Annotated in this window: 26 protein-coding genes; 8 read left to right on the forward strand and 18 right to left on the reverse strand. The window is 58.8% G+C overall.

Features of this window, described 5'->3' with window-relative positions; all coding sequences use genetic code 11:
• Positions 1-9 precede the first annotated feature (9 nt).
• Genes coaE through AAFM31_RS08640 form a run of 3 tightly spaced genes read left to right on the forward strand, consistent with a single transcriptional unit; the run spans position 10 to position 1,738 of the window.
• A complete protein-coding gene (gene coaE, locus AAFM31_RS08630; protein ID WP_341707516.1) occupies positions 10-612 on the forward strand; it encodes a dephospho-CoA kinase in 603 nt (200 codons plus the stop codon).
• Positions 609-800 carry a DNA gyrase inhibitor YacG gene (gene yacG, locus AAFM31_RS08635; protein ID WP_341707517.1) on the forward strand — a complete coding sequence of 64 codons (192 nt, stop codon included), beginning with the start codon at positions 609-611 and terminating at the stop codon, positions 798-800. Before coaE ends, yacG begins: the two co-directional genes overlap by 4 nt.
• 2 nt (positions 801-802) lie before the next feature.
• Positions 803-1,738 carry a Nudix family hydrolase gene (locus AAFM31_RS08640; protein ID WP_341707518.1) on the forward strand — a complete coding sequence of 312 codons (936 nt, stop codon included), beginning with the start codon at positions 803-805 and terminating at the stop codon, positions 1,736-1,738.
• A gap of 62 nt (positions 1,739-1,800) precedes the next feature.
• On the opposite strand, the gene ispH is transcribed toward AAFM31_RS08640, so the two are convergent.
• The 6 genes from ispH to murJ form a co-directional block, all read right to left on the reverse strand.
• Positions 1,801-2,748 carry a 4-hydroxy-3-methylbut-2-enyl diphosphate reductase gene (gene ispH / locus AAFM31_RS08645; RefSeq protein WP_341707519.1) on the reverse strand — a complete coding sequence of 316 codons (948 nt, stop codon included), beginning with the start codon at positions 2,746-2,748 and terminating at the stop codon, positions 1,801-1,803.
• A gap of 48 nt (positions 2,749-2,796) precedes the next feature.
• Positions 2,797-3,228, reverse strand: coding sequence for an FKBP-type peptidyl-prolyl cis-trans isomerase (gene fkpB / locus AAFM31_RS08650; RefSeq protein ID WP_341707520.1), 432 nt, complete (start codon positions 3,226-3,228; stop codon positions 2,797-2,799).
• 45 nt (positions 3,229-3,273) lie between these two features.
• Positions 3,274-3,771: a signal peptidase II gene (gene lspA, locus AAFM31_RS08655; RefSeq protein ID WP_341707521.1), complete on the reverse strand. Its 498-nt coding sequence runs from the start codon at positions 3,769-3,771 to the stop codon at positions 3,274-3,276.
• The gene (gene ileS, locus AAFM31_RS08660) at positions 3,764-6,589 is read right to left on the reverse strand and encodes an isoleucine--tRNA ligase (protein WP_341707522.1); all 2,826 of its coding nucleotides are present in this window, start codon (positions 6,587-6,589) and stop codon (positions 3,764-3,766) included. Before ileS ends, lspA begins: the two co-directional genes overlap by 8 nt.
• Positions 6,590-6,612: 23 nt before the next feature.
• The gene (gene ribF, locus AAFM31_RS08665) at positions 6,613-7,539 is read right to left on the reverse strand and encodes a bifunctional riboflavin kinase/FAD synthetase (protein WP_341707523.1); all 927 of its coding nucleotides are present in this window, start codon (positions 7,537-7,539) and stop codon (positions 6,613-6,615) included.
• Positions 7,540-7,609: 70 nt separating this feature from the next.
• On the reverse strand, positions 7,610-9,187 hold the full coding sequence (murJ, locus tag AAFM31_RS08670; RefSeq protein ID WP_341707524.1) for a murein biosynthesis integral membrane protein MurJ: 1,578 nt from the start codon (positions 9,185-9,187) through the stop codon (positions 7,610-7,612).
• A gap of 217 nt (positions 9,188-9,404) precedes the next feature.
• Between murJ and rpsT the strand changes: the two genes are divergently transcribed.
• Positions 9,405-9,677 carry a 30S ribosomal protein S20 gene (gene rpsT, locus AAFM31_RS08675; protein WP_083725310.1) on the forward strand — a complete coding sequence of 91 codons (273 nt, stop codon included), beginning with the start codon at positions 9,405-9,407 and terminating at the stop codon, positions 9,675-9,677.
• A gap of 111 nt (positions 9,678-9,788) precedes the next feature.
• On the opposite strand, the gene proB is transcribed toward rpsT, so the two are convergent.
• The 4 genes from proB to rplU form a co-directional block, all read right to left on the reverse strand.
• The gene (gene proB, locus AAFM31_RS08680; protein ID WP_341707525.1) at positions 9,789-10,907 is read right to left on the reverse strand and encodes a glutamate 5-kinase; all 1,119 of its coding nucleotides are present in this window, start codon (positions 10,905-10,907) and stop codon (positions 9,789-9,791) included.
• An 84-nt stretch (positions 10,908-10,991) separates the two neighbouring features.
• Positions 10,992-12,197, reverse strand: coding sequence for an Obg family GTPase CgtA (gene cgtA, locus AAFM31_RS08685; protein ID WP_341707526.1), 1,206 nt, complete (start codon positions 12,195-12,197; stop codon positions 10,992-10,994).
• 98 nt (positions 12,198-12,295) lie between these two features.
• Positions 12,296-12,553, reverse strand: a complete 258-nt coding sequence (gene rpmA / locus AAFM31_RS08690; protein WP_088274866.1) for a 50S ribosomal protein L27 — start codon at positions 12,551-12,553, stop codon at positions 12,296-12,298.
• Between the two features lie 24 nt (positions 12,554-12,577).
• Positions 12,578-12,889 carry a 50S ribosomal protein L21 gene (gene rplU / locus AAFM31_RS08695; protein WP_341707527.1) on the reverse strand — a complete coding sequence of 104 codons (312 nt, stop codon included), beginning with the start codon at positions 12,887-12,889 and terminating at the stop codon, positions 12,578-12,580.
• A 254-nt stretch (positions 12,890-13,143) separates the two neighbouring features.
• Here rplU and ispB point away from each other — a divergent pair, with 254 nt between their 5' ends.
• A complete protein-coding gene (gene ispB / locus AAFM31_RS08700; RefSeq protein WP_341707528.1) occupies positions 13,144-14,112 on the forward strand; it encodes an octaprenyl diphosphate synthase in 969 nt (322 codons plus the stop codon).
• A gap of 66 nt (positions 14,113-14,178) precedes the next feature.
• On the opposite strand, the gene AAFM31_RS08705 is transcribed toward ispB, so the two are convergent.
• Positions 14,179-14,796 (reverse strand): FKBP-type peptidyl-prolyl cis-trans isomerase, encoded by a 618-nt coding sequence (locus tag AAFM31_RS08705; protein WP_341707529.1) that lies wholly within the window; start codon positions 14,794-14,796, stop codon positions 14,179-14,181.
• 121 nt (positions 14,797-14,917) lie between these two features.
• On the opposite strand from AAFM31_RS08705, the gene AAFM31_RS08710 reads away from it, so the two are divergent.
• Positions 14,918-16,210 carry an NCS2 family permease gene (locus AAFM31_RS08710; RefSeq protein ID WP_341707530.1) on the forward strand — a complete coding sequence of 431 codons (1,293 nt, stop codon included), beginning with the start codon at positions 14,918-14,920 and terminating at the stop codon, positions 16,208-16,210.
• Positions 16,210-17,295: a tRNA (uridine(54)-C5)-methyltransferase TrmA gene (trmA, locus tag AAFM31_RS08715; protein ID WP_341707531.1), complete on the forward strand. Its 1,086-nt coding sequence runs from the start codon at positions 16,210-16,212 to the stop codon at positions 17,293-17,295. The genes AAFM31_RS08710 and trmA overlap by 1 nt, the downstream gene beginning before the upstream one ends.
• A gap of 22 nt (positions 17,296-17,317) precedes the next feature.
• Here the strand turns inward: trmA and AAFM31_RS08720 are convergent, their stop codons facing one another.
• From AAFM31_RS08720 to AAFM31_RS08745, 6 genes are read right to left on the reverse strand one after another with little or no spacing between them, the layout of a single operon-like run.
• On the reverse strand, positions 17,318-17,683 hold the full coding sequence (locus AAFM31_RS08720) for a type IV pilin protein (RefSeq protein ID WP_341707532.1): 366 nt from the start codon (positions 17,681-17,683) through the stop codon (positions 17,318-17,320).
• Positions 17,676-20,903: a PilC/PilY family type IV pilus protein gene (locus AAFM31_RS08725; protein ID WP_341707533.1), complete on the reverse strand. Its 3,228-nt coding sequence runs from the start codon at positions 20,901-20,903 to the stop codon at positions 17,676-17,678. Before AAFM31_RS08725 ends, AAFM31_RS08720 begins: the two co-directional genes overlap by 8 nt.
• Before the next feature lie 13 nt (positions 20,904-20,916).
• Positions 20,917-21,450: a PilX N-terminal domain-containing pilus assembly protein gene (locus AAFM31_RS08730; RefSeq protein WP_341707534.1), complete on the reverse strand. Its 534-nt coding sequence runs from the start codon at positions 21,448-21,450 to the stop codon at positions 20,917-20,919.
• Entirely contained in the window at positions 21,450-22,169 is a 720-nt protein-coding gene (locus AAFM31_RS08735) for a PilW family protein (RefSeq protein WP_341707535.1), read from the reverse strand. Before AAFM31_RS08735 ends, AAFM31_RS08730 begins: the two co-directional genes overlap by 1 nt.
• Positions 22,166-22,690: a type IV pilus modification protein PilV gene (pilV, locus tag AAFM31_RS08740; RefSeq protein WP_341707536.1), complete on the reverse strand. Its 525-nt coding sequence runs from the start codon at positions 22,688-22,690 to the stop codon at positions 22,166-22,168. Before pilV ends, AAFM31_RS08735 begins: the two co-directional genes overlap by 4 nt.
• On the reverse strand, positions 22,687-23,157 hold the full coding sequence (locus AAFM31_RS08745; protein ID WP_341707537.1) for a GspH/FimT family pseudopilin: 471 nt from the start codon (positions 23,155-23,157) through the stop codon (positions 22,687-22,689). Before AAFM31_RS08745 ends, pilV begins: the two co-directional genes overlap by 4 nt.
• 109 nt (positions 23,158-23,266) lie before the next feature.
• On the opposite strand from AAFM31_RS08745, the gene AAFM31_RS08750 reads away from it, so the two are divergent.
• On the forward strand, positions 23,267-23,821 hold the full coding sequence (locus tag AAFM31_RS08750; protein WP_341707538.1) for a GspH/FimT family protein: 555 nt from the start codon (positions 23,267-23,269) through the stop codon (positions 23,819-23,821).
• Here AAFM31_RS08750 and argJ read toward each other — a convergent pair.
• Positions 23,818-25,035 (reverse strand): bifunctional glutamate N-acetyltransferase/amino-acid acetyltransferase ArgJ, encoded by a 1,218-nt coding sequence (argJ, locus tag AAFM31_RS08755; protein WP_341707539.1) that lies wholly within the window; start codon positions 25,033-25,035, stop codon positions 23,818-23,820. The genes AAFM31_RS08750 and argJ overlap by 4 nt on opposite strands.
• Positions 25,036-25,167 lie beyond the last annotated feature (132 nt).

Below are 25,167 nucleotides of genomic sequence, written 5' to 3' on the forward strand. Positions count from 1 at the left end.
CAGTACCCGATGATCATTGGCCTGACAGGCGGTATCGGCAGCGGCAAGACCGCCGCCGCCAATCGCTTCGCTGCCGCGCACGGCATCCACGTCGTCGATGCGGATGAGAAGTCCCGCGTCGTTGTTCAACCCGGCAAGCCCGCACTGAAACATATCGTCGATCGCTTCGGCGACGAGATTTTGCTTGAGGACGGCAACCTCAACCGCGCCGCCCTGCGCGAGCAGGTCTTTGCCGCGCCAGCCGAGCGCCAGTGGCTGGAGCAATTGCTGCACCCGCTAATTCGCGACGAGATCATCACCGATTTACAGTCAGCAACGTCTCCCTACGCGCTGCTGGTCTCGCCGCTACTGGTTGAATCAGGCCAGAACGCACTGACCAAGCGCATAATCGTCGTGGACGTACCCGAGGCCATGCAACTCGCCCGCACAGTCCAGCGCGACGCGGTACCTGAGGCCCAGGTACGCGCAATTATGCAGGCACAGGCACAACGCGAAGAACGCCTGCGGCACGCCCACGACGTCCTGACCAACGACAGCGACCTGGCTGCTCTACACGCACAAGTCGACGCATTACACCAACACTATCTGCAACTGCTGGAGGTGCAACCATGACACTGACGGTCAACTGCCCCACCTGCAAAGCGCCTGTAACCTGGGACGCCAGCTTCCCTGAACGCCCGTTCTGCAGCCATCGCTGCCGCCTGATCGACCTTGGCGCCTGGGCCGCCGAAGAGCACGTGATTGAGGGGCGCCCTGACGACGAGCAAGACGTCTTTTCCGAAGACCTACCGGAGCGCTGATCATGCGCCGCATTCATGTCATGGCGGCGGTTATCCGCGATGCCCAGCGCCACATCCTGATTGCAAAACGTCCCGACAGCGCCCATCAGGGCGGATTGTGGGAGTTCCCGGGCGGCAAACTGGAGGACAGCGAATCTCGCTACGACGGACTGCAACGCGAGCTGTGCGAAGAACTCGGCATCGAGGTTCGCGAGGCTCGGCCGCTGATTGATCTGCACCACGACTACCCGGACAAGCACATCCGGCTCGACGTCTGGGAAGTCAGTTCATTCACTGGCACCGCGCACGGTGCAGAAGGCCAGCCGGTACGCTGGGTCTCTGAGCAGCAACTGCCGGACTACGCCTTCCCCGCTGCCAATCAGCCCATCGTGAGCGCCGCGCGCCTGCCTGATCTATACCTGATTACACCTGACTGCAGCACCGCAGAGCTATTGAGCGGGATTGAGCGGGCAATTGAGGCAGGCGTAAGGCTTATTCAGCTGCGCCAGACCCAACTCAACGCAGACCAGTACCGGGCGCTTAGCCAAACCGTGCTCGCCCGCTTCGAACAGCATGCAACCTTCATCCTCAAGGGTGACAGCCCTCCCGATAGCGCATGCACCGGCTGGCACCTGACTGCAGCTCAGTTGCACCAGCTCAGCACCCAGGGCGATCGCCCTCTGGCAGCGCACCGCTGGCTGAGCGCCTCCTGCCACAATGCTGAGGAGCTGCTCATGGCGGAGAGTCTGGGAGTCGACTTTGTCACCCTGTCGCCGTTGCTGGCCACCGCTTCTCACCCGGACGCGACACCACTCGGCTGGAATCAGGCCACCTCATTGGTGGCCCAGTGCAAGCTACCAGTCTATCTGCTTGGCGGCGTTGGGCCGGATGACCGGCAGCGCGCCTGGGCTGCCGGCGCGCAGGGTGTTGCCGCCATTCGCGGACTTTGGACCAGCTGACAGAAAGAAAAAGGGGCACGAATCTCGCACCCCTTCCGGCCGCTCAGCTCTCCCTCAACACCTCAGGACAGATCAACAACCCGCAACTCCTTTGGCATGCTGAACACAATGTTCTCTTCCTTGCCTGCCAGCTCTTCAGCACCGGTAGCGCCCTGTGCGTGCAGGTGAGCGATGACCTGTCGCACCAGAACGTCAGGCGCAGATGCTCCAGCAGTCACACCGACATTCCGCACACCCTCTAGCCAGCCAGCCTGGATTTCGTCAGCACCATCAATCAGGTAGGCAGGAGTCCCCATACGCTCTGACAGCTCACGCAGGCGATTCGAGTTGGAGCTATTCGGACTACCGACCACGAGCACCACATCACATGAACTGGCGAGCTGTTTGACGGCGTCCTGACGGTTCTGGGTCGCGTAACAGATATCATCCTTGCGCGGACCGTCAATGGCCGGGAAACGTGCACGCAGCGCATCAATCACTCGTGCGGTGTCATCCATCGACAGCGTGGTCTGAGTAACGAACGCCAGCCGCTCAGGATTGTGTACCTGCAGCGAAGCAACATCGCCCTCGTCCTCCACCAGGTAGATGGCGCCACCGTTACTGGCATCATACTGCCCCATGGTGCCTTCTACTTCCGGATGGCCCGCATGGCCGATCAGAACGCATTCCCGGCCCTCGCGACTGTAGCGCGTGACTTCCATGTGTACTTTGGTCACCAGCGGACAGGTCGCATCGAACACCTTAAGACCCCGATCCGCAGCTTCCTGACGCACCGCCTGAGATACGCCGTGAGCACTGAAGATGACGATCACGTCATCCGGCACCTGATCGATCTCCTCTACAAACACCGCACCACGATTACGCAGATCCTCGACCACAAACTTGTTATGGACGACCTCGTGCCGCACGTAGATTGGCGGGCCGAACACTTCCAGCGCGCGATTGACAATCTCGATGGCTCGGTCGACGCCGGCACAGAAGCCGCGGGGGTTGGCCAGTTTGATCTGCATGAAAAGCCTCGCTGGAGTATCGAAAAAATGGGCCGAGCGCTGACGCGCTTAGCGTACGTCGACGATCTCGACGTCAAAGGTGATGACCTTGCCGGCCAGCGGATGATTGAAGTCGACCTCGACCACAGAATCATGCACCTGCTTGACCACGCCAGGCAACTCGCCGCCTGCGGCATCGGCAAAGATCACCAGCAGACCCGGCTCCAGCTCCATTTCGTCGAACTGGTCGCGCGCAATCGTCTGGATATTCTGCTCGCTGCCCGGGCCAAAGCCGCGCTCCGGCTCGATATCAAAGCTGCGGCAATCGCCAGACTTCAGGCCGAACAATACCTGTTCAAACCCAGGCAGCAGGCTGCCATCGCCGATTTTGAAGGTCGCCGGCTGCTTGTCGGTTGTGGTATCGACCACGTCGCCATTGGGCAGCTTGAGGGTAAAGTGCAGGGTTACTTCGGACTCGTGGCCAATACGTGTTTCTGTCATGGGAATCTCGCCTGGAAAGCCGTGCCCGCATGCGCGGGCTGACGGTCAATTTTGCTCCGGCTTCCTGCCGAAAAACATGTCGAACAGCAACAGTGCCGCGCCAACGGTAATGGCGCTATCGGCAATATTGAAGGCCGGGAAGAACCAGCTTTGCTGCCAGTGCACCAGAATAAAATCGGTCACCTTGCCATGAATCACCCGGTCATACAGGTTGCCGATCGCGCCGCCCAGAATCAGCGCCAGGGCGATGGCTTCGAGCTTCTTACTGCGATCCAGCCTTGCCAGCCAGACGCACAGCACCACGCTTACCACAACTGCGATAACGGCAAACAGCCAGCGCTGCCAGCCACTGGCGTCGGCCAGAAAGCTGAACGCAGCGCCGGTGTTGTAGGCCAGGGTGAAGCTGAACAGGCCATCGATGATCGGCACCTGCTGGTACAGGTGCAGCTCCGACACAGCCACCCATTTGGTCAGCTGGTCGACCACAATGACCAGCGCCGACAGCACCAGCCAGATCAGACTGCCCTTGCGGACATCAGGCATGCTTGCGTACCTCGCCAGCACCTTCGATGTTCTCAACGCAGCGACCGCAGATATCCGGATGAGCGGCGTGGCTGCCGACGTCTGCACGCAAATGCCAGCAACGCGCACACTTGGCTGCGTCGGACTTGACGATTTGCAGCTTGAGCCCCGGTAAATCGGTCGCCACCGCCTGCTCGCCGGCATCTGCCAGCGGAGCCAGTGTGGCTTGCGAGGTGATCAGCACAAAGCGCAGCTCATCGCCCAACTGGGCCAACGCGCCACGCAAATTGTCGTCCGCGTAGAGGGTCACTTCGGCTTCCAGATTGCCGCGCAGCACCTTGGCATTGCGCAGATTCTCCATCTCCTTGTTGACCGCTTCTTTCACACCCATCACCTGAGCCCAGAACTCGCGACCCAACGCCTGCCCTTCCGGCAGCGCTTCCAGCCCCTCGTACCAGGTATTGAGCATGACCGATTCGCTACGCTCGCCCGGCAGGTACTGCCAGAGCTCTTCTGCGGTGAAGCACAGGATCGGAGCAACCCAGCGCACCAGCGCCTCGGCGATGTGATACAGCGCGGTCTGACAAGAGCGGCGCGCCACACTGTTGGCCTGCGTGGTGTACTGACGATCCTTGATGATATCGAGATAGAAACCACCCAGCTCCTGCACGCAGAAGTTGTGCACCTTCTGGTACACGTTCCAGAAGCGGTAGGTATCGTAGGCCTCAATAATTTCCTGCTGTAGCAGCAGAGCACGATCAACCGCCCAGCGGTCCAGATCCAGCATCTGCTCCGGGGGCAGCGCGTCGGTCGCCGGATCGAAGCCACTCAGGTTGGAGAGCAGGAAGCGCGCGGTGTTGCGAATACGACGGTACGCATCGGCGCTGCGCTGCAGGATCTGATCAGATACAGCGATTTCCGCGGTGTAATCAGTAGAAGACACCCACAGACGCAGAATGTCGGCCCCAAGAGTGTCGTTAACCTTCTGCGGCGCGATAGTGTTACCCAGCGACTTGGACATCTTGCGGCCCTTCTCGTCGACCGTGAAGCCGTGCGTCAGCAGGCCACGGTAAGGCGCGTGACCGTCGATCGCACAACCGGTCAACAGGGACGAGTGGAACCAGCCGCGGTGCTGGTCGGAACCTTCCAGATACAGGTCGGCACGCGGACCTTGATCATGGCCCATCAGGTGCGAACCGCGCATCACGTGCCAATGGGTGGTTCCGGAGTCGAACCACACATCCAGCGTGTCGCTGATTTTTTCGTACTCAGCCGCTTCGTCACCCAGCAGTTCGGCCGCATCGAGATTGAACCAGGCATCAATGCCCTGCTGCTCGACGCGTTGGGCGACCTGTTCAATCAACTCGACGGTGCGCGGATGCAACTCGCCCGACTCGCGATGCAAGAAGAACGGAATCGGCACGCCCCAGTTGCGCTGACGGGAGATACACCAGTCCGGACGACCAGCGATCATGTTATGCAGGCGCTGCTTGCCCCAGGCGGGAACGAAGTCAGTCTCGTCGATGGCCTTGAGCGAACGCTCGCGCAGGGTTTCACCACCCGCAACCGGGACATCCATACCGACGAACCACTGCGCGGTGGCGCGGTAGATCAGCGGCGTTTTGTGACGCCAGCAATGCATGTAGCTGTGCTGGATGCTCTGATGCTTGAGCAGCGCACCCACCTCTTCCAGCTTGGCAACGATGGCCGGATTGGCCTTCCAGATAAACTGGCCGCCAAAGAACGGCAAGTCTTGAACGTAGACGCCGTTGCTCTGCACCGGGCTGAAGATGTCGTCATTGTGCATGCCGTACTGCTTGCAGGTACGGAAGTCGTCTTCGCCGTAGGCGGGAGCCGAGTGAACGATACCGGTACCAGCGTCGAGCTCGACATATTCCGCCAGATAGACCGGAGACAGACGGTCATAAAGCGGATGACGGAAGTTGATCAGCTCCAGCGCGGCGCCCGCTGCTGTCGCAATCACTTCGCCTTCCAGTCCATAACGCGCCAGACAGTCAGCAACCAGATCTTCTGCCAGTACCAGCAGCCGATCACCAGTGTCGACCAGCGCGTAATTGAATTCAGGGTGAGCGTTCAGCGCCTGGTTGGCGGGAATGGTCCACGGGGTGGTCGTCCAGATAACGATGGCTGCCGGCTTGGGCAGCGCGCTCAAACCGAAGGCGGCGGCCAACTTGTCGGCATCCTCCACCGGGAACGCGACATCGATGGCCTCCGACTTTTTGTCCTGATACTCCACCTCGGCCTCAGCCAACGCAGAGCCACAGTCGAAACACCAGTTGACCGGTTTGAGGCCCTTGAACACCACGCCCTGCTCAACCATACGTCCCAGCGCGCGAATTTCGCCCGCTTCGTTGGCGTAGTTCATGGTCAGGTAGGGGTTATCCCAGTCGCCCAGCACACCCAGGCGAATGAAGTCTGCCTTCTGCAGGGCAACCTGCTCACCCGCGTACTCGCGGCACAGCGCACGGACCTGATCTGCCGGCAGATGCTTGCCGTGAGTGGTCTCAACCTTGTGTTCAATTGGCAGGCCGTGGCAGTCCCAGCCCGGCACATAGGGCGCATCAAAACCCGACAGGGTCTTGGAGCGGATGATCATGTCTTTGATGATTTTGTTAAGCGCATGACCGATGTGAATCACACCGTTGGCGTAGGGCGGGCCGTCGTGCAGGATGAACTGCGGCCGGCCTTGGCTGACTTCCCGAATCCGCTGATACAAGCCGTCCAGACGCTGGAGCGTCTGCGGTTCGCGGTTCGGCAACCCGGCCTTCATCGGAAAATCCGTGGCGGGCAGATTCAGTGTCGCTTTGTAGTCGGTCATTTTCTATCAGGCTCTCGGAAAATTTACAGACCCCACTGGGCCCTTGCGGCAGCAAAATCGGCCTCGATCGCCGCCTGCAATGCGTCCAGCGAGTCGAAACGCTTTTCGTCCCGCAACTTCTGGTGAAACACAACAGTCAGCCGGCGACCGTACAGGTCGCCAGCAAAATCAAACAGATGCACTTCCAGGTGCGCCTTGCCATCCCCACTGACCGAGGGACGCTTACCGATATTGGCCACACCCTTGCGCACCACGCCGTCGAGCTCGACGCTGACACGGTAAACCCCGTGCAACGGCGGGTTTACCCGCTTGAGCTGAACGTTGGCCGTTGGTGCGCCGATAGTGCGGCCCAATTGCTGCCCGTAAACCACACGCCCGGTGATACTGAACGGACGCCCCAACAACAGCGAAGCGAGAATGAAGTCGCCGTCCGCCAGCACCTGACGCAAGCGACTGCTGCTGATGCGCTCGCCGTTCTCGGCGACCGTATTAGCCGCTTCAACAGTGAAGCCGTGCTCGCTGCCGCTTTGTTGCAAAAAGGCAAAATCGCCGGAGCGGTCACAACCAAAACGAAAGTCGTCACCGACCTCCAGGTGACGCACCCCAAGCCCGTCAATCAGCACCTGCTGCACAAATTGCTCGGCACTCAGCTCGCGCAAGCGACGATTGAAGGCCAGACACAACACTCGGTCCACGCCGTTCTGCTGCAGCAGCGTGAGTTTCTCGCGCAAACGTGTCAGCCGCGGCGGAGCAGCATCAGGCGCAAAGAACTCGCGGGGTTGTGGCTCAAAGATCACCACGCAGCCGGGCAGACCAAGACGCTCTGAATGCGCTCGCAGGCGCGAAAGAATGGCCTGATGTCCAACATGTACACCATCGAAGTTACCGATAGTGGCGACACAGCCCCGGTGCCGGGGCCGCAGGTTATGTAAACCGCGGACCAGTTCCATAATGCTCGTCAGTGGTGGGTCAATCGAAACGCCGCAGTATACAGCCTTGCAGGGTAGCTCGTCATGCCGTTCAGCCCCGCGCGCCGCGTAGGTCACGCAGACGCAACCCAAGCGCGAACAACACTCCGAGATAGACCACCATACCGCCGACTACCAGCAACGCCATCTCCCAAGCCTTGCGCTGCCAGCCCCAGGCCAGCCAATCCGCGGTTGCAGGTACCATCCACAGAAGCAGCGCAGCCATCGCAGTCGTCGCCAACAGTAAGCGCAGCGAAAATCGCAACCAGCCGGGCTGAGCCTGATAAACCCCGTCACGACGCAGCCCCCACCACAGCAGACCAGCATTGAGCAGTGCCGAAAGGGAGGTAGCCAAAGCAAGACCGACATGCTGCAGCGGCCAGATCAGCAACAGATTGAGCCCCATATTCGAGACCATGCAGATAATCGCGATACGCACCGGCGTTTTCGTGTCCTGACGGGCAAAGTAGCCGGGCGCTAGAACCTTGATCAGCATGAAGGTCATCACGCCAACGGAATAGGCCCGCAGCGCGGCGGCCGACTGACCGACATCATCACCTGTCATTGCGCCGTAGTGAAACAGCGTCGCAATCAGCGGTTCGGCCAGCAGCAGCAGCGCCAGCGCGGCAGGCACACCCACCAGCAGCACCATGCGCACGGCCCAATCCAGCGTACGGCCAAAGGCCTTCAGGTCTTCCCCAGCGTGCTGACGCGACAGCGCCGGCAGAATCACCGTCCCGATGGCAATACCAAACGCGCCCAGCGGCAACTCCGACAGGCGGTCTGCGTAATACAGCCAGGAAATGCTGCCGGTCTGCAGAAACGACGCCAGCACGGTATCCAACAACAGATTGATCTGACTGACCGACACACCGAACAGGGCCGGAACCATCAAGGTCATTATCCGCTTTACGCCTGGGTCGCGCCGATTAGGTCGCGGAACCGGCAGCAGCTTAATCTGCGCCAGAAATGGCAGCTGGAATAGGAGCTGCGCAACACCGGCAATAAACACCCCCCAGGCCAGCGCCATGATCGGCTGGGCAAAATACGGCGTCAGAAACAGCGTCGCGCCAATCATGCACACATTCAACAGCACCGGCGTGAAGGCCGGCACGGCAAAGCGCCCATAGCTATTGAGAATGGAGCCACACAGCGCCGTCAGCGATATCAGAAACAGGTAGGGAAAGGTGATGCGCAGCATATCGGTGGCCAACGCGAGCTTGTCATCATCACCGTGAAAGCCCGGAGCAAACAGCGTGATGATGACCGGCGCACCAGCGACCCCGAGCGCCGTTATACCCGCGAGCGTCAGCCCAAGCGTGCCAGTCACCCGGTCAACCAGTTGCTTCACCGCTACCAGAGAGCACTTGGTGCGATATTCCGACAGAACCGGCACAAAGGCCTGAGCAAATGCCCCCTCTGCAAACAGGCGACGCAGAAAATTCGGGATTTTAAAGGCAATGAAGAACGCGTCCGCTTCGGACTGCGAACCGAAATAAGCGGCGACAACGATATCTCGCACCATGCCCAACACGCGCGACAGCAGCGTCATGATACTGACAACCAGGCCTGATCGAAGCAGACTGGGTGCCTTGGGTGCAGCAGGATCAGGGACAGCAGGTTGAGACATGAAATATCGCACCAAAATAAAACCGCCATCATAGCGGTGCGCACTTGCCCTTGTCAGGCTACACGAGTGTAAAATGCCGCCACTTCGGCCACTGTGACCACCGGTCAACAGAGCCGTTCAAGCAGCTTCACACATGCTTGACATTCTGCAAGACCGGCGGCATAGTACGCGGCCTTGTTTGTACCTAATTCATCCAGATTTTCTGAGGAGCAAGACGGTGGCCAACTCACCTCAAGCCAAGAAACGCGCCAAGCAGGCCGAGAAGCGCCGCAACCACAATGCAAGCCTGCGCTCCATGGTCCGTACCTACATCAAAAACGTAGTCAAGGCGATCGACGCCAAGGACCTCGACAAAGCCAAGGCAGCCTACACCGCTGCTGTTCCGGTCATCGACCGCATGGCTGACAAAGGCATCATCAACAAGAACAAGGCCGCTCGCCACAAGAGCCGTCTGAACGCGCACATCAAGGCCATGGCTGAAGCCGCTTGATTCGCAGTTCTTGCTGAATAAAAAAACCGGCCTAGGCCGGTTTTTTTTGTGCCCGCACATCGAGCCAGGCATCAGCATCAGACCGGGCGCACCGCAGCACGCCCAATCACATCACACCAAAACCAGGTTATCCTTGTGCACCATCTCCGGGTCATCGATGTAACCGAGAATGCCAGCAATCTCGTCGGTCGACTTACCGGCAATCCGCGACGCATCCTGCGCTGCATAGTTTGCCAGCCCCCGCGCAACCTCTCGCCCATCAGGCCCGACACAAACCACCATCTCGCCGCGCCGAAAACCGCCCTCGACGCCAACAACACCGACCGGCAACAAACTGCTCTTGCCTGAGCGCAGCGCCCTGACCGCACCCGCGTCCAGCAATAGACGACCACGAGTTTGCAGATGCCCGGCCAACCACTGCTTGCGCGCAACCAGCATGCCCTTTTCAGACAACAACAAGGTGCCCAGCGACTCACCCGCGTGAAGACGATCAATCACCCGCTCAAGGCGCCCACCAACGATAACCGTTGCAGCACCCGAACGCGCAGCCAGCCGCGCCGCACGCAACTTGGTCGCCATACCACCTCGCCCAAGCGCACCAGCACTTCCACCCGCCATCGCATCCAGCGCAGGATCATCCGCCATCGCAGACGAGACCAGCTCTGCGGCCGGATTGCTTCGCGGGTCCGCGGTAAACAACCCATCACGGTCAGTCAGAATCACCAACAGATCCGCTTCGACCAGGTTGGTAACCAAAGCCCCCAGCGTATCGTTATCACCAAAACGAATTTCATCCGTAATAACGGTGTCGTTTTCATTGATAACCGGGATAACGCCCAGATCCAGCAGCGCACGCAGCGTGCTGCGCGCATTCAGGTAACGCTTACGATCGGACAAGTCATCGTGGGTCAACAAAACCTGCGCAGTCGACAGGCCGTGACGCTGAAAGCTGGACTCCCAGGCCTGCACCAACCCCATCTGACCAATCGCAGCCGCCGCCTGCAGATCGTGCGTCGTTTTCGGCCGCTCAGTCCAACCTAGACGACTCATACCCGCCGCAACCGCACCCGACGAAACCAGCACCACCTGAGCACCAGAGGCGCGCAACGCCGCAAGCTGCTCAACCCACACTGCCATTGCCGCCTGATCGAGACCACGTCCATCGCCGGTCAGCAGCGCACTGCCAATCTTGACTACCCAGCGACGGGCCCCGGTTACCTTTTCACGCATGCTGATTCCATCAACAAAATGCCAAAGACAAACCGCAGTGGCAGCGGCCGCCACCACGGAACATACCTACCAGACAGACAAGCATCAGTGGACGTAGAAAATCTCCGGACCGTCCTCGTCATCCTCATCGTCGTCATCATCCAGATCATCAGTCGAAATACCCTGCTTGCGCAGAGCGCGACGATCATCCAAGGCCTGAATATGCGCCCGCGCTTCGTCCTCGATACGCTGATCCAGCTCCGCCATTTCCTCGGCGTATTGCTCATCCTCAACCAGACGATGCTCACGTTCATCCAGCCAATTCATCACATCCTTCGCCAGCTCAGCGGTACCCATGCGCTCGGAAGCGGAGATCACGTACACAGGACCCTCCCACTCCAGACGCTCAACCACATCATCCAGAATCGCCTGCTGTTCATCCTCCAGCAACTGATCACACTTGTTCAGCACCAGCCAGCGCTCGCGCATCGTCAGCGACGGACTGAACTTGCCCAACTCATGAATGATGGTCTCAACCGCCTCGACAGGATCAGACTGATCCAGCGGCGCCATATCGACCAAGTGCAGCAGCAGACGCGTACGCGACAAGTGCTTGAGGAAGCGCGTTCCAAGGCCAGCACCATCAGCAGCGCCGGCAATAACACCCGGGATATCCGCAATCACAAAGCTGCGAAGCTGCCCCACGTCAACCACACCAAGATTCGGCACCATGGTGGTAAACGGATAGTCAGCAACCTTCGGCTTGGCCGCAGAAACCGAGCGAATAAACGTACTCTTGCCCGCGTTCGGCAACCCCAGCAGCCCCACATCCGCCAGCACCTTGAGCTCCAGCTTCAGGTCACGCAACTCACCCAGCGAACCCTGGGTCGTCTGGCGCGGGGCCCGATTCACACTCGATTTGAAGCGGGTGTTACCGAGACCATGGAAACCACCCTGAGCCACCAGCAGACGCTGACCAGCCTCGGTCAGGTCACCAATGATTTCCTGAGTACCCGCATCAATGATGGTAGTTCCAACCGGCACCGGGAGAACCATGTCCTCACCTTTTGCACCAGTACAGTCACTGCCACGACCATTCTCGCCGCGCTGCGCATTAAAGCGACGCGTATAGCGGTAGTCCACCAGCGTATTCAGGTTAGGATCAGCCTCGAGATAGATGGAACCGCCATCACCGCCGTCTCCACCGTCCGGGCCACCCTTGGGAATGAACTTCTCACGACGGAAGCTCATGCAGCCATTACCACCATCACCGGCCTTAACCGTAATGGCTACCTCATCAACAAATTTCATTTATCTCCCCTTCCCAAGCGGGACGGGCTATTGGAATAGATACGCTACAAACAAAAAAGCCCCGTCGCAAGACAGGGCTTTTAAGAAGCTGGGGCTTATCAGGCAGTTACGACGCTAACGTAACGACGACCGAATTTGCCTTTAACTTCGAACTTGACCACACCTTCGACCTTAGCGAACAGAGTGTGATCTTTGCCCATGCCGACATTCTTGCCAGGATGGAACTCGGTGCCGCGCTGGCGAACGATGATGTTGCCCGGAACGATGGCCTGGCCACCGTACATTTTCACACCAAGTCGTTTGGATTCTGAATCGCGGCCGTTACGCGTGGAACCGCCTGCTTTTTTGTGTGCCATGAGTCTTTACTCTCCTGAATCAGCTTAGGCAGAGATGCCGGTGATCTTGATTTCGGTGTACCACTGACGGTGGCCCTGACGCTTCATGTGATGCTTACGACGACGGAACTTGATGATACGAACCTTATCACCACGACCGTGCGCGCTGACTTCTGCAGTCACCTTGGCACCTTCAACAACCGGAGCACCGATCTTGACGTCGTCACCGTCTGCAACCAGCAGAACTTTGTCGAACTCGATGCTGGCGCCGGTTTCAGCGTCCAGTTTCTCTACTTTCAGGAACTCGCCTTCAGCGACCTTGTATTGCTTGCCGCCGGTAACAATGACTGCGTACATTTTGCTTTCTCCGTAATCCTGCTCACCCAGCGCTTTAGTGAAATGATTATTGGCTGGCATGGCTGCAAGTGACTTCGCCTATCGAAATCGACCTTGCCATTGTCAAAACAGGGATGCTTTATCTCAGGGCGCGGATTTTACTCAACCGCCCGCCATTAAGCAAGCCTTGCCAAACCTGCAAGTCCCGCCTTCCTTGACAGCTTGGGGCCCGCAACCTAGCATGCCGCGGAACCTTTTCTGGAATACTGCAATCAATGAGCACGTTGCCTTTCTACGAGCCGGTCGCCGGAGACTTCGCTGCGGTCAACCAGCTGATCCTGGAACAACTGCACTCCAGAGTGCCTCTCGTGGAAAAGATCGGCCACTATATCATCAGCGCTGGCGGCAAACGCCTGCGTCCTCTGGTCGTTCTCCTCAGCGCCCGCGCCTGCGATGCTGACAGCCCTGAGCAACACTCGCTGGCAGCGATCATTGAGTTTTTGCACACCGCTACCCTCCTGCACGACGATGTCGTTGACACCTCCGACATGCGTCGCGGGCGCTCTACTGCAAATGCACTCTGGGGCAACGCGCCGAGCGTTCTGGTCGGCGACTTCCTTTACTCCCGAGCCTTCGAAATGATGGTCGCCCTCGGTGAAATGGAAGTAATGCGTATCCTTGCCAACGCGACCAACGTGATCGCAGAAGGCGAAGTACTGCAGCTATCCAAGGTTCGCGACGCCAATACCGACGAAGCGACCTACATGGAAGTGATTCGCAGCAAAACGGCCATGTTGTTTGAGGCTGCATGCCACAGCGCAGCCGTTCTCAGCAAAGCAAACGCCGAACAGACCGAAGCTCTGCGCCAGTATGGCGATGCGCTCGGAATTGCATTCCAGCTGATGGATGACTTGCTCGATTACAGCGGCGACGCTGCCGAGATGGGCAAGAACGTTGGTGATGATCTGGCCGAAGGCAAACCCACCCTGCCTCTCATCTATACCATGCGCAACGGCACCACCGAGCAGGCAGCACTGGTCCGCAGCGCCATTCAAAAAGGTGGCACTGACGACATCGCACCTATCCGAGCAGCCGTCACCGAGTGCGGTGCGCTGGATTACACCGCACGCCTTGCCCAAGAGCACGCCGACCGCGCCGTCGCACTGCTGGCAGCACTGCCGCCCTCGACCTATCGTGACTCTCTGGAGCAACTTGCGCGCTTTGCGGTAAAACGCAGCTTCTGATCCCTCACCTCCAGCGCACAAAAAAAGGCACGCATTGCGTGCCTTTTTTCTACCTTCGATTTGCGATTAGAGAACCTTGATCAGCTCAATATCGAAAATCAGCGCACTGTGCGGCGGAATGCTGTTACCCGCACCACGAGCACCATAGGCCAGCTCGGACGGGATATACAGGCGCCACTTTGCACCTTCCTGCATCAGTTGCAGGGCTTCAGTCCAGCCAGCGATGACACCACCAACCGGGAACTCGGCGGGCTGGCCGCGCTTGTAAGAGCTGTCAAACACTTCACCAGAAATCAGCGTGCCTTCGTAATGGGTACGAACGGTAGAGCTGGCTTCCGGAGTTGCACCCGTGCCTGCGGTAACCACTTCATACTGCAGACCCGATTCAAGGGTGATCACACCCTCGCGCTTGGCATTCTCAGTCAGGAAATCAACGCCAGCCTGAGCAGCCTGTGCCGCAGCGGCCTCGGCAGCCGCCTGCATCTTGCCCTGCAGCACCTGAAACGCCGCCTGCAGCTCTCCCTCTGGTACCTGGCTGGACTGCTGCTGGAAGGCGTCCTTCAGACCGGCAGCCACCAGTTCCAGCGCCAGATCAGGAATATTGCTGGCCAGCAGCTGCTCGCCCATCTGACGGCCAATGCCGTAGCTGACGCGCTTCTCGTCGGTATCAATCATGTTGCTCATGGCGAGCCTCCGCTTGAAAAATGGCCGACAAGCCTGACACATTGTCGGCAAAAATTCACCCGCTGCGGCGAATAAGCTACAATGCGTCGCTTTCTGCCCTCCTGCCCGGAAAGCCGCCAAAATGCTGGAAAAACTGTTCAAACTGCGCGAACACGGCAGCAACGTACGCACCGAAGTACTTGCTGGCGTCACTACCTTCCTGACGATGGCCTACATCATCTTCGTCAACCCGATGATGATGGCCGACGCCGGTATCGACCCGGGCGCCGCCTTCGTCGCCACCTGTCTCGCGGCTGCCATCGGCTCGCTGATCATGGGGCTGTGGGCAAATTACCCTATCGCCCTGGCCCCCGGCATGGGCTTGAACGCCTTCTTCAGCTACACCGTGGTCGGCTCCATGGGCTACAGCTGGCAGGTCGCGCTGGGTGCCGTATTCCTTTCCGGCTTTCTGTTCTTCCTGCTCAGCCTGTTCCGCATCCGCGAATGGATCATCGACAGCATCCCGCTGCCCCTGCGTTCAGCCATCGCAGCAGGCATCGGCCTGTTCCTGGCCCTGATCGCCCTCAAAAGCGCCGGACTGGTCGTCGACCACCCCGTGACCTTGGTAACGATGGGCAAACTGAGCCAACCCGAGCCTCTGCTAGCCGCAGCCGGGTTCGCGATCATCGTAGCGCTTTCCTACCGCAAGGTGACTGGCGCAGTCATGATCGGCATTCTACTGGTCACCGCTGCCAGCTTCATGCTCGGCCTCAGCCACCTCGACGGCATCGTTTCTACGCCTCCCAGCCTGAAGCCAACGTTCCTTGAGCTGGATATCAACGGCGCCCTTGAAGTTGGCCTGTTAAGCGTCGTATTCGCCTTCCTGTTCGTTGATCTGTTCGACACCTCAGGCACCCTGATCGGCGTCGCGCAGAAGGCCAATCTGGTCGAAGCGGACGGCAAGATGCCGCGACTCGGTCGCGCCCTGATGGCTGACAGCACCGCCACCATGGCTGGCGCGGCCCTCGGCACCTCCACAACCACCAGTTACATCGAGTCCACCGCTGGCATCAGTGCCGGCGGCCGTACCGGCCTGACTGCCTGCGTGGTCGCACTGCTGTTTCTGCTAAGCATGTTCTTCTCACCGCTGGCGACAGCCGTTCCCGGCTACGCAACAGCGCCTGCCCTGCTGTTCGTTGCCGTGCTCATGACCCACGGCCTGGTACAGATCAACTGGGACGACCTGACCGAAGCGGCGCCAGTAGTAGTTACCGCCCTCGCGATGCCGCTGACCTTCTCGATTGCCAACGGCATTGCCCTCGGCTTCATCAGTTGGACCGTGATCAAGCTGCTTGCCGGGCGCTGGCGTGAGCTCAACCCCAGCCTGTACATCCTGGCTGGCCTGTTCGTTATCAAACTGGCGCTGTTCAGCTGATGAGTACCGCATTTCACCCCGAGCAATACGAAGCGCAACTTGACGAGAAGCGCGAGCGCCTGCAGGCATTACTTGCACCGTTCGAGGCACCAGCACCCGAGGTGTTCGAGTCGGCTCGCGAGCATTTCCGCCTGCGTGCAGAGTTCCGCCTCTGGTACGAGGCAGGCACGCCCTACTACGCTATGTTCGAGCAGGGCGACAAGCGCAGCCCGATCCTGATCGAACAGCTGCCGATTGCCAGCCGCCAGATCAACGCATTGATGATGCCGCTTCTGGATGCGTGCAAGGCCGACCCTATCCTGGGTCGCAAGCTGTTCCAGATCGAGTTCCTCACCACCCTGTCCGGCCAGGCGCTAATAACCCTGTGCTACCACCGCCCGCTGGATGACAACTGGGATGCTCCTGCCAAGGCACTGGCCGAGCAGCTCGGCGTCCAGCTCATCGGTCGCAGTCGCGGCCAGAAACGCGTATTGCAGACCGACCATGTGGTAGAAACCCTGCAGGTCGCTGGCCGCGAGTGGCACTACCAGCAGATTGAAGGCGGCTTTACCCAACCCAACGGCAAAGTAAACCAGCATATGCTGAGCTGGGCATTGGATGCAGCAGGCGAGAACAACGATGACTTGCTGGAGCTGTACTGCGGCAACGGCAACTTTACCCTGCCGCTATCCACGCGCTTCCGCCGCGTCCTGGCCACCGAACTGGCCAAAAGCTCGGTACGTGCCGCACAGGAAAACTTGCGCATCAATGGCGTGGAAAACGTCACACTGGTCCGACTCGCCAGCGAAGAGGTTACTCAGGCGCTGACCGGCGTGCGCCCCTTCCGTCGTCTGCAAGGCATTGATCTGAGTGGCTTTGATTTCGGTACCGTGTTCGTCGACCCGCCACGCGCAGGGCTCGACCCGGCGACTTTGGAACTGGTCAAAGGCTACCGCCGTATCTTGTACATTTCCTGCAATCCGGAAACGCTGGCGGAAAACCTGCAGGAGCTTACAAAAACGCACCGCGTAGTGCGGTGCGCTCTGTTCGATCAATTCCCCTACACCCATCACATGGAATCAGGGGTACTACTGGAGCGCCGCTAGGCGCTCCGATAGCTTGCTGGCGCTACTCCCACGACGCCGTACCGTCGCTGCGCCACGTCAGCGTATCCGAACCAACCATCCGCCCCCGTGGCGTAGCCACAATCTGGTATGTCTGATTGGTGCCGCCAATATTGAGCTGAGTAGTGTAATTGACGTTCGCATTCAACTCAGGCGCCAAGCCGGCCACAGTCGCACCTTGGTAGGAGAAGTTCTTGGTGCGATGGCGCTCAAGCGCGCTGGCAAGCTCCATGATCTGCCCCTGCGCCTCGCGCTGCAGCCCCCGTTCGATGTATGAGGTGTAGGCAGGGTAGGCGATCGCCGCCAGCAGGCCCACGACCACCACAACAATCATGACCTCGATCAGCGTAAAACCCCGCGACTTATTCATCTTCACCCTGATCACCTTCGTCTCCATCTTCCTCTTCGACAACACTTGACTGCCTGATGCTATTGGCTTCATCAGGCGGAAGCTGCATCCAGCGACGCTTGCGCAGGCGCGGATCGCCCAGCGCGCCTTCGCCCACCACCTCAGTACCAACGATGGTAATTACCTTCCCCTCGTCATCAACCAGCAGCGTCGGCGTGGGAGCCGGGGTTGACTGCTGAAGCGCCTGGCTGCGGGATGCAGGCGTTGGCAGATCATCCGACAGCGCGGCAGGCAACGCAGTTATCAGATTGACGGTATGCAGATAGGCTCGGCCATATCGCACAGCACAGGGATTTTCTGACTCCTGATCAACGGTCGGGGCATAGGTCGTGAACAGAATCCGGCCATTAAAGATGACCGGCGACGCCAGAGCCTTCTCACCCGTCTCGCTGAAGGTGTAATACCAGCCACGGGCAGTAGACAGAGGTTGCCCACCCGCCGTGACATTGGTCATATTCGCGGTAGTCGCCAGCGTCTGCGCGCCAGATCCATTCAAAGCGGTTCTATCTCTGATGACAAACACACCATCGGTCGTCGTTTCATCCAACGGATGCGCACGGTAACCAGAGCCGATCACAACGTAAAGCTCATTGCCGGTATTCGCACGCACCAGACCAACTGCAGGCGCCTCGTAGAAACGACGACGCGCGCTGCCAGTGCCGCCCAGATTCGCAATGCGGTCAACCACATGCTGACCATCATCCTTGACAGTGATGCGGAATACCTGACCTGCCAAATCACCGAAGTACATGTGATCCGCCACACCGTCAAAGTCGATATCAACAACGGCAATGCCGCTTGGCACCGCCCACTTCATATCTGTGACTGACTGCGTAGCGTCATTACGACCACCCGCGGACCAGAGCACCTCACCTGTACTCGCGTTGAGGAAGTAGACCATGTTACCCATCTGGTCACTTGCTGAAAGAGCGGAATTGCCATCGTGATCGGACGGACTATAACCACCACCCACTACCAGGATCGGCACGTTGTTACCATCACCATCCGGCACGCTGGTTAGCGTCGGTGTCGACCAGGTTTGTCCGAGGCCGGCCATGCCGGTAGAGTCATTATTGACCTGCCACAGCATCGAAGGCTCGGCTGGGTCTGTGACGTCCAGCGCATAGTAGTTACGGCCGCCACGACGCATGCCTCCGTACAGATACACGGCCTCAGGTGCTGCCAGAGCGTTTGTTCCACCCTGACGCCAGGCAACCCAGCTACCGTCCAGACCATAAGTCTGACGCGTATTATCCCCTCGCAGGCCGGGGCGACTGGTCGTGTACTGATTAGCCTTCTGCAAAATTTCGTGGGGCATAAAGGCAAAGGCTTCAGAGCCGTCTTCGGTGTCAATCGCGTGCAACATGCCTCCATTGGTGGAAACAAACACGTAATTGTTTTCGGCATCCTCACCGTAGTTGACCATGACCGGCACGCTATGCAGCGGATCACCCCACATACTTTCGAGCTCGGTAAGCAACGCAGTACGATCCGCAGCGGTGGCACTCGCTGAGAGACCGAGCTGGGTATTGCTAGGCGCACTGGTGCTGGACCAGTTCATTTGCTGCAGATCACCGCCCGCGGACGTTGTATAGAAGAGGCTGCGAGTACCGACTTGCTCGCGCGCGCCCCCTTTGGTCACGTCCGGGCCATCAACCATCGTGCTCCAGACACTTTGCGAGCCTACCCGGAAGTAACCGGTTGCCGGGTCGACCGCGTAGCCGTTCTGGCCATGAATTTCGCCATCCACGACTTGGTAACGCTTCAGATTACCGTTCCAGTAACTGCTTTCGAAGGGCTGGAACACCGAGTAATACAGCTGATCCAGATGTTGGAAGCGGTTCATCGCATTCACCGCCACACCGGGCGCCGAGATTGAGCGGGCATCTTCATCGATCAGGTCAAGGGTGCTCTGGAATGCTTCCAGCAGGGTTTCAGCGCTGTCCGAGTCATAGGTCTCACCACCACCCGCAGCCGATACCGACTGCATGTTCGCGAGCGTGGTTTCGCCCATATACAAACCGATATTGTGTGTCTTGATCGGAGTACTGACGCTATTGCTACTTGAGTTGAGGTAGGAGGCGATACTGACCTGACAGTCGTAGGAGTTTCGTCCGCAACTGACCAGCCCTACATCCTCCGGGTCATCACCAGACGGCGCGCCGTCGGTAAACAGAATGATATGGTTGGATTCGCACTGATTTGCAGTGTTGACCGGCGAAACAAAGTTATTACCGCTGACGATAGCGCGCTCATCGTCACACCCGCCCTCTTCAATTTCGCAAACCTGCACAGTGGCCTGCTCGCTCAGCGAATAGATGAGATTACGCTCTTCGTAGTTACGCGTGCGATAAAACCAGAATCCCCAGTAACGCTCACGCTCACACAACGCGCCGCGCGGGCTGCAAGACCTGCGACTCCAGTCACTCCAGTCGCTCAAACGGCAGAAAGCGCTGTCGGTATCGCAATAACTTACCTCCTCCCAAGTATCGGTAACGGTACAGCCAGCGACCGCTGGGTCACAATAATCCACTTCTACCGGAGGAGACCATTGCGTTTCCTCGCGACATATCTCCACATCCGGCGCGTTACTGATACAGGCTTTGTTGTCATTCGAGTTGGAGTCAACATCAATATAGGAGTCGCTGTAAGAAATACCGGTACGATTGCGGCGCCCGAGCATGTAGTCGGCCATATCGTCAAAAGCCAACGAGGTCGGCGTGCTGCCGGATGGCTGCGCACGATCGCTTGGGTAAGGGTCATTCTGGCCACCGTTCAGGCGATTCAACGCATTCAGGAAATAAGGACGAGTGACGTCATTAACCGGCATCACCGGCAGCAGAATCTGCCCCCCGGAGCTGCCACGGAAACGCCCAAAGCCGATTTCTACGGTACTAGGGGCGTCTGCAATGATTTGCTTCATGGCATCGTGCAGCAGAGTGATCCGGCGGTTATCTACATCGCTGCACCAGTTGCTCCCCGACCCGGTGCGGCAGTTACGCATCGAACCCGACGTATCGAGCATGATCAGCACATTGGCCTTCGGCGTGTTCTGGGCGTTCTCAGCATTCGCCCGGGCAAAGTAGATTTCGGTGTCATCCGCCTGGACAGCCATCGGGATTACTAGCCCAAGACAGCACGCGAGCAGCCTCGAACCCAATAGTGTTTTCAAATTGATCATGTGTACGCTCTCCCTAATTAATCTCAGCGCCGGGCTTGATGCCGCGCTTGAGCGTTTCCTGGAGGTGATGGTTCTCGATGCCGTAATTATCCATCTCGCTTTCGCCAAGAATGTTGATCCGATAATCCACAAACACCCCGGCGCCACCACTGGAGCTCACCTGAGATCCGCTGATCGGGCTGAATCCATCAAGATAACTGTATGACTCGGCCTGCAAGAGCCCCCGCACATCCATGAAGTCGGTGCTACCACACGCCCCCTGCGCAGCCCCAGCCGACTTCATGCAATAGCGCGCAGCCTGGCCGTCCACTGCGTTGTAAAGCTGCTCGTTACTCAACGCTGTTAGCGCGCCATAGGTACTGACAATGACTGTTTCAGCTGCTTCGAATGTCATCACGTCGGACTGCACGCCGGTTGCGACCTTGGCGGAGAAGACACTGGAGCGCATTGCCGAAAGCCCTAGCACCGACACCATCAGCAGCACCAGAAGTGCGACCACAAGCGCCACGCCGCGTTGGCCATGTGCGTAGTTGGCTGAACCTTTCATCAGACACCATCCCAGTCGTAGTTACGGATCATCACGGTCGAGCGGAAAACCTTCCGCAGGCGCGCGTCAGCAGCAACATTGATAACCTGATCGGCGAGATAGAAGGTGCTGGCCGCTGCATCCACCTGAATGTTGCTGTCACTACTAAGCAGAACCGCAAAGCGGATCGATACCACCGGATTGGAACCCTGTCCGCCGGCATTGACGTAGCGGGTAACGCTAGGCTCGCCGTTCACGTTGGTGTCAATTCCGTACTGAACCTGAAAGCTCTCTACCCCGGACATCAGCTCTGCGACGCCGCCACTCAGACTACCTGAGCACGACAACACGCCCTGGTTGTCGACAAAGTAGCGATTGACGATTTCCTGTTCGGACCCGTCGCCCCCACCCTGGCAGTCACGAACACCGAAGTAGTTGATCACCAGTTCGTCGTTGGATCCGCTGGAGCCTTCCTGTGCATAGGCGACTTGCGTGTTATCGAAAACGACTGGTTCAATGGTTCCGTCGACGGCCGTTCCGCGGCCGGCCTGACGAATATCAGCCATCATGTAGCGCAGCAGCATCTGTCCGTCATCCTCAAGAGAGGAGCTGACACGCTGTAATGCAAAAGTCTGGTTGTTAACCAATAACAGTTGCATGGCGACACCACTGGCGATCAACCCCAACACCAGCGCCACCATGAGTTCGATAAGGCCGAATCCGGCCTGAGGCAGCTTCATCGCTGAATCTCCATTACCAGGCACTTGCTGTCGTCCGCGGTGTTGATACCCGTGTTGCTAACGCACTGCGCCGGCGCCTGGTCTTCCCAACTGACGATCACACAACCCAACGAGTTGAAAGCACAGTCCATCGCCATCACCCGTCCGCCGCGCAGGCTAGTGGATGCAGCCCATACCAACTGTTTGATATCCCATTCCGCCATTTCTTCCGAGTTGCACGCCGCGTCCATGCAAGCCTTCCAATCTTCCGGGCTGCCGGATTCGCCCGTGGCGCTGGCAGGCCAATTAGTTGCAGTCGCGTAGTAATCAGTCTGAGCCGGATTGGACTTGATACGCTCGATGGCGTCCTGTGCGATCATCGCGGCATGAGCGCGATCATTGGCATCACCGCTGTTGCGCAATGCGGTCAGCTGCAAACCGGCATACCCCAAGGCACCAAATGCCACAATTAATAGGGCAACCAGCACCTCCAGCATACCCACGCCCCTCTGACGACCGAGGCAAGCGCTCGAATGATTCATGGGCAATCCCCTTTCTCTGTCTGAGTCACTTTGCCCAGAAACGAAAGCTCGAGGGTGTAGCCGCGCACGGGACGTGCTTCAGATGAGCAGACGGAAAACTCGGCACCACCTCCGGTAACCCCGCCCTGAGCGACAAAAGTCACTCCGCCAGCCGCATCCTCCCGGCCTACGGTGACACCATCCTCAGGAGTAAAGGTTTTGTCCTGCTCGGCCGACGCAGCGGGATAGTCAACCGTCCATCCTCTGCTCCAGCCACCGCCAGCGGGACTGACAGTCACATCGGCGCGCATGCTGAGCGCCTGCATCCTTGCCGCACCAAGCGCCGATGCAAGATCACCGGCCGTCGACCTGAGTGAGCTGTTTGCCATCATGGTCCGCATGCTCGGTACCGCCAGCCCTAGAATGACCGCAGCCACCACCAAAGCGACGAGTAGCTCGATCAAAGTGAAGCCCTTCACATATCTCATCCAAACAACCCTCCTAGTACCGCGGGCACTATAAAAAGGCCAAAGGTCAACGTCGCGGCTTGGACGATGGCCGGTCAGATCACCGGGACGAGGGGTTAATGACGTCGAAATGCGCCAAATTGTTTACACGAGACACCACCACCCATACTCAGGCATCAGCCTGATTGAGCTACTGGTAGCGTTGACATTGCTGTGCCTGCTGACCACTCTTGGCATGCCATCACTCGGTGGCATGCTGGAGCAGCGGCGCCTGGATGCAGCCCGCGACCAACTCGCCACGAGCATCCGGCTGGCGCGCGAGGAAGCCATAAGTCGCAATCAGGCCGTGGTCATGGCACCGCGGAATGGCCTCTGGAGCGAGGGATGGCACGTCTTTGTCGACAGCAATCAAAATGCGCAGCTGGATGCTGGCGATACATTGCTGCAGGAGGATGTAGCCGCAAAGGTGGCTGTTATCAGGGCGACAGGAGAACTCGCCCGCTATCTGCGCTACAACCCGATGGGAGAATCAGAGCGTGTGGATGGTGGCTTTCTTGCCGGGACCTTGCGCCTGTGCCCGGCAAGTCCGGCCCAACCCGGCAGACGCTTGATCATCAACCGGGTAGGCAGGCTACGCAGTGAGTCGGCGGCACTGTCCGCCGACGCCTGCGCGGCAACGGATTAGGTACGGTACTCAGCGTTGATTCGCACATACTCGTGAGACAAATCAGTCGTCCACAAGGTCTCGCTAAAGTCACCACGACCCAGCTCGATGCGGATGGTGATTTCTTCCTGCGCCATGACACGAGCGCCCTGCTCCTCAACATACTCCGGCGCACGACCGCCCTGGCGGGTAATGCAGACATCATCCAGGTAGACGTCGATCTTTTCGACATCCAGCGCCGGCACACCGGCGTAGCCGACCGCGGCCAGAATACGACCCCAGTTCGGATCAGAGGCAAACAGCGCGGTCTTGATCAGTGGCGAGTGAGCAACAGCGTAGGCCACATCCAGACACTCGTTGCGGTTGCCGCCACCATTGACCTGAATGGTGACAAACTTGGTAGCGCCCTCGCCATCACGGACGATTGCCTGCGCCAGCACCAGCAGCACTTCTTTTATCGCCGCTGACAGCTCGGCGTAGCCTTCGGCACTGACACTGTCGATCGGGGCAATAGCGGCTTTGCCGGTGGCGATCAGCATGCAAGAGTCGTTGGTACTGGTATCGCCATCGATAGTGATGCGATTGAACGACAGGTCCGCCGCTTCGCGCAGCAGTGACTGTAGTGCCGACTGTGCAACCGGCGCATCAGTGGCAACGTAACCCAGCATGGTAGCCATGTTCGGGCGAATCATGCCGGCACCCTTGGAGATACCGGTGATGGTAACGGTCTGGCCGGCAATCTGAATCTGACGGCTGCAGCCCTTGGGCTGGGTATCAGTGGTCATGATGCCTTCAGCCGCAACGGCCCAGTTGTTCTCGGACAGATTATCCAGCGCAGCAGGCAACACCGGAATGATCTTGTCGGCCGGCAGCAGCTCACCAATAACGCCGGTACTGAACGGCAAAATCTGCTCAGGCGCGACCCCAACCAACTGAGCCAGTGCATCACAGGTTCGCTCAGCAGCCAGCATACCGGGCTTGCCGGTCCCTGCATTGGCATTGCCGGTGTTCACCAGCAGATAGCGCGGCGCGCTGACCATGCGTTGACGGCACAGGGTGACTGGCGCCGCACAGAAGGCATTAAGCGTAAACACGCCTGCGATAGCTGAGCCCTCAGCCGCCTCCATGACAACCACATCCTTGCGTCCGACTCGCTTAATGCCCGCAGAGGCAATACCAAGACGAAAACCGGGTACAGGGTGCATCACAGGCAAAGGGCCAAGACCGACAGGCATGATCAGAAACTCCAGAACAAGGGATAAATAAACGCCAGAAACCAGTGTGGGGGGTGTGGCAAATTAGTCAAACCCCCCACCCAAACCAAAAAACAGCCAGGCAACCCACCCGAAACACCAGATCATGCCGGG

The sequence above is a fragment of the Halopseudomonas sp. genome, from assembly GCF_038130085.1.
Lineage (GTDB): Bacteria > Pseudomonadota > Gammaproteobacteria > Pseudomonadales > Pseudomonadaceae > Halopseudomonas.

What these genes read in the sequence shown, in the direction of transcription:
- coaE (WP_341707516.1), top strand. Translation starts at nt 10, where the DNA reads ATGATCATTGGCCTGACAGGCGGTATCGGCAGCGGCAAGACCGCCGCC.
- yacG (WP_341707517.1), top strand. Translation starts at nt 609, where the DNA reads ATGACACTGACGGTCAACTGCCCCACCTGCAAAGCGCCTGTAACCTGG.
- AAFM31_RS08640 (WP_341707518.1), top strand. Translation starts at nt 803, where the DNA reads ATGCGCCGCATTCATGTCATGGCGGCGGTTATCCGCGATGCCCAGCGC.
- ispH (WP_341707519.1), bottom strand. Translation starts at nt 2,748, where the DNA reads ATGCAGATCAAACTGGCCAACCCCCGCGGCTTCTGTGCCGGCGTCGAC.
- fkpB (WP_341707520.1), bottom strand. Translation starts at nt 3,228, where the DNA reads ATGACAGAAACACGTATTGGCCACGAGTCCGAAGTAACCCTGCACTTT.
- lspA (WP_341707521.1), bottom strand. Translation starts at nt 3,771, where the DNA reads ATGCCTGATGTCCGCAAGGGCAGTCTGATCTGGCTGGTGCTGTCGGCG.
- ileS (WP_341707522.1), bottom strand. Translation starts at nt 6,589, where the DNA reads ATGACCGACTACAAAGCGACACTGAATCTGCCCGCCACGGATTTTCCG.
- ribF (WP_341707523.1), bottom strand. Translation starts at nt 7,539, where the DNA reads ATGGAACTGGTCCGCGGTTTACATAACCTGCGGCCCCGGCACCGGGGC.
- murJ (WP_341707524.1), bottom strand. Translation starts at nt 9,187, where the DNA reads ATGTCTCAACCTGCTGTCCCTGATCCTGCTGCACCCAAGGCACCCAGT.
- proB (WP_341707525.1), bottom strand. Translation starts at nt 10,907, where the DNA reads ATGCGTGAAAAGGTAACCGGGGCCCGTCGCTGGGTAGTCAAGATTGGC.
- cgtA (WP_341707526.1), bottom strand. Translation starts at nt 12,197, where the DNA reads ATGAAATTTGTTGATGAGGTAGCCATTACGGTTAAGGCCGGTGATGGT.
- rpmA (WP_088274866.1), bottom strand. Translation starts at nt 12,553, where the DNA reads ATGGCACACAAAAAAGCAGGCGGTTCCACGCGTAACGGCCGCGATTCA.
- rplU (WP_341707527.1), bottom strand. Translation starts at nt 12,889, where the DNA reads ATGTACGCAGTCATTGTTACCGGCGGCAAGCAATACAAGGTCGCTGAA.
- ispB (WP_341707528.1), top strand. Translation starts at nt 13,144, where the DNA reads ATGAGCACGTTGCCTTTCTACGAGCCGGTCGCCGGAGACTTCGCTGCG.
- AAFM31_RS08705 (WP_341707529.1), bottom strand. Translation starts at nt 14,796, where the DNA reads ATGAGCAACATGATTGATACCGACGAGAAGCGCGTCAGCTACGGCATT.
- AAFM31_RS08710 (WP_341707530.1), top strand. Translation starts at nt 14,918, where the DNA reads ATGCTGGAAAAACTGTTCAAACTGCGCGAACACGGCAGCAACGTACGC.
- trmA (WP_341707531.1), top strand. Translation starts at nt 16,210, where the DNA reads ATGAGTACCGCATTTCACCCCGAGCAATACGAAGCGCAACTTGACGAG.
- AAFM31_RS08720 (WP_341707532.1), bottom strand. Translation starts at nt 17,683, where the DNA reads ATGAATAAGTCGCGGGGTTTTACGCTGATCGAGGTCATGATTGTTGTG.
- AAFM31_RS08725 (WP_341707533.1), bottom strand. Translation starts at nt 20,903, where the DNA reads ATGATCAATTTGAAAACACTATTGGGTTCGAGGCTGCTCGCGTGCTGT.
- AAFM31_RS08730 (WP_341707534.1), bottom strand. Translation starts at nt 21,450, where the DNA reads ATGAAAGGTTCAGCCAACTACGCACATGGCCAACGCGGCGTGGCGCTT.
- AAFM31_RS08735 (WP_341707535.1), bottom strand. Translation starts at nt 22,169, where the DNA reads ATGAAGCTGCCTCAGGCCGGATTCGGCCTTATCGAACTCATGGTGGCG.
- pilV (WP_341707536.1), bottom strand. Translation starts at nt 22,690, where the DNA reads ATGAATCATTCGAGCGCTTGCCTCGGTCGTCAGAGGGGCGTGGGTATG.
- AAFM31_RS08745 (WP_341707537.1), bottom strand. Translation starts at nt 23,157, where the DNA reads ATGAGATATGTGAAGGGCTTCACTTTGATCGAGCTACTCGTCGCTTTG.
- AAFM31_RS08750 (WP_341707538.1), top strand. Translation starts at nt 23,267, where the DNA reads ATGCGCCAAATTGTTTACACGAGACACCACCACCCATACTCAGGCATC.
- argJ (WP_341707539.1), bottom strand. Translation starts at nt 25,035, where the DNA reads ATGCCTGTCGGTCTTGGCCCTTTGCCTGTGATGCACCCTGTACCCGGT.